Annotated in this window: 2 protein-coding genes; both read left to right on the forward strand. The window is 71.7% G+C overall.

Annotated elements, in window-relative coordinates; translation table 11 throughout:
* Nucleotides 1-480, forward strand: a 480-nt coding sequence (locus AB0M20_RS39730) for an SGNH/GDSL hydrolase family protein (protein ID WP_364306260.1), incomplete at its 5' end; no start/stop codon positions are given.
* Nucleotides 481-527: 47 nt separating this feature from the next.
* A complete protein-coding gene (locus tag AB0M20_RS39735; RefSeq protein ID WP_364306262.1) occupies nucleotides 528-1,772 on the forward strand; it encodes an acetyl-CoA C-acetyltransferase in 1,245 nt (414 codons plus the stop codon).
* The last annotated feature ends 379 nt before the right edge of the window (nucleotides 1,773-2,151 follow it).

The raw sequence follows: 2,151 nt of genomic DNA on the forward strand, positions 1-2,151 counted from the left end.
TCCAGCGTCGGCGTGGCCGGCTCCCGCTCGACCGACCTGGCCACCCAGGTGGCCCGAGCGCTGCTCGGCGACAAGCCCGACGTCGCGGTGGTGCTGATCGGCACGAATGACGCGGTCGGCCTGCGGGTGCCGGAGGAGGCGGCCGACCATCTCGGCGCCGCGGTCCGCCGGCTGCGCGAGGCGGGCGTCGAGGTCGTCGTGGGCACCTGCCCCGACCTGGGCGCGATCCGGTCGATCGCGCCCCCGCTGCGGCAGGTCGCCGGGCTGCTCGGCCGCCGCATGGCGAGGGCGCAGGCCGACGCGGTGGTCGAGGCCGGCGGCACGGTCGTCGAGCTGGGCCGCGAGACGGGCGCGGTGTTCCGGGCAGACGCGGGCACGCTCTGTTACGACGGCTACCACCCGTCGGCCGATGGGTATCGGGTGTGGGCGCACGCGCTGTATCCGGCGGTCGAGGAAGCGGCGCTGGCCGCCGCGGTGTGACGAAGTTGCACTTCCAGGGCAAGTTACCGCCGCGTTAACGTGAGGGCATGCCGGAAGCTGTCATCGTCGCCACCGCCCGCTCCCCGATCGGCCGCGCCGTCAAGGGCTCGCTCAAGGATCTTCGCTCCGACGACCTAGCGGCCACGATCGTCGATGCCGCGCTCAACAAGGTCCCCGAGCTCGACCGCACCCTCATCGAGGACCTCTATCTGGGCTGCGGGCTGCCCGGCGGCGAGCAGGGCTTCAACCAGGCCCGGGTGGTCGCCACCCTGCTCGGCCTCGACGGCCTGCCCGGCGCGACGGTGACCCGTTACTGCTCGAGCTCGCTGCAGACCACGCGCATGGCGTTCCACGCGATCAAGGCCGGCGAGGGTGACGTCTTCGTCTCGGCCGGCGTCGAGATGGTCTCGCGCTACGCCCGGGGCAACTCCGACGGCCTGCCGCCCGAGGCGCAGGCGCTGGTCGGCGGCAGCTGGCACAACCCGCAGTTCGTCGAGGCCGAGGCGCGCACCGCGGCGGAGGCGAAGGACGGCGGCGTCTGGCACGACCCGCGCCAGGACGGCAAGATCCCGAACATCTACATCGCGATGGGCTACACCGCGGAGAACCTGGCGCAGATCAAGAACGTCTCGCGTGAGGAGATGGACGAGTTCGGCGTCCGCAGTCAGAACCTCGCGGAGAAGGCGATCGCGAACGGCTTCTGGGAGCGGGAGATCACCCCGGTGACGCTGCCGGACGGCACGGTGGTCGCCAAGGACGACGGGCCGCGGCCGGGCGTGACGATGGAGGGCGTGTCCGGGCTCAAGCCGGTGTTCCGCCCCGACGGCCGGGTCACGGCCGGCAACTGCTGCCCGCTCAACGACGGCGCGGCCGCGGTGGTCATCATGAGCGACACGAAGGCGCGCGAGCTGGGCATCACGCCGCTGGCCCGCATCGTGTCGACCGGCGTGACCGCCCTGTCCCCCGAGATCATGGGCCTCGGCCCGGTGGAGGCGTCGAAGCAGGCCCTCGCCCGCGCCGGCATGACCATCGACGACGTCGACCTGGTCGAGATCAACGAGGCCTTCGCGGCGCAGGTCATCCCGTCGTACCAGGACCTGGGCATCCCGATCGAGAAGCTGAACGTCAACGGCGGAGCGATCGCGGTCGGCCACCCGTTCGGCATGACCGGCGCGCGCATCACGGGCACGCTGCTCAACAGCCTGGACTGGCACGACAAGTCGATCGGCCTGGAGACGATGTGCGTGGGCGGCGGCCAGGGCATGGCCATGGTCCTCGAGCGGCTCTCCTGATCGCTGTCGTCGGTCCTTCCGGAAGGCCATTTACCTCAAGATCAAATTCTGGTCCCAGGTCCGTCGGGGTACAGACCGTCGCTCCCGTCGGAGGCCGGTCGCTGCGCTCCCTTCGTTCTGCGTAAATGGTCACCCTTGGCCGCTGACGCGGCAGCTGCGCCGCTCCGCGGGCACGCACAGGCCGCGTCAGCGGGCTGCGCTACCACTACCGCGCCTACAGACGCCGGGGCGGGGCGACAGCGCTCTGGACGACGCGATCGGGTCGGCAGCGCTGTGGACACGCGGCAGGAGCGACAGCGCCGTGGACGCCGGGACCGGAGCGACAGCGCCGTGGACGACCCGACCGGAGCGACAGCGCCGTGGACGACCCGACCGGAGC

Origin of the sequence: Actinoplanes sp. NPDC051633, assembly GCF_040681735.1 — a bacterium.
GTDB lineage: Bacteria > Actinomycetota > Actinomycetes > Mycobacteriales > Micromonosporaceae > Actinoplanes.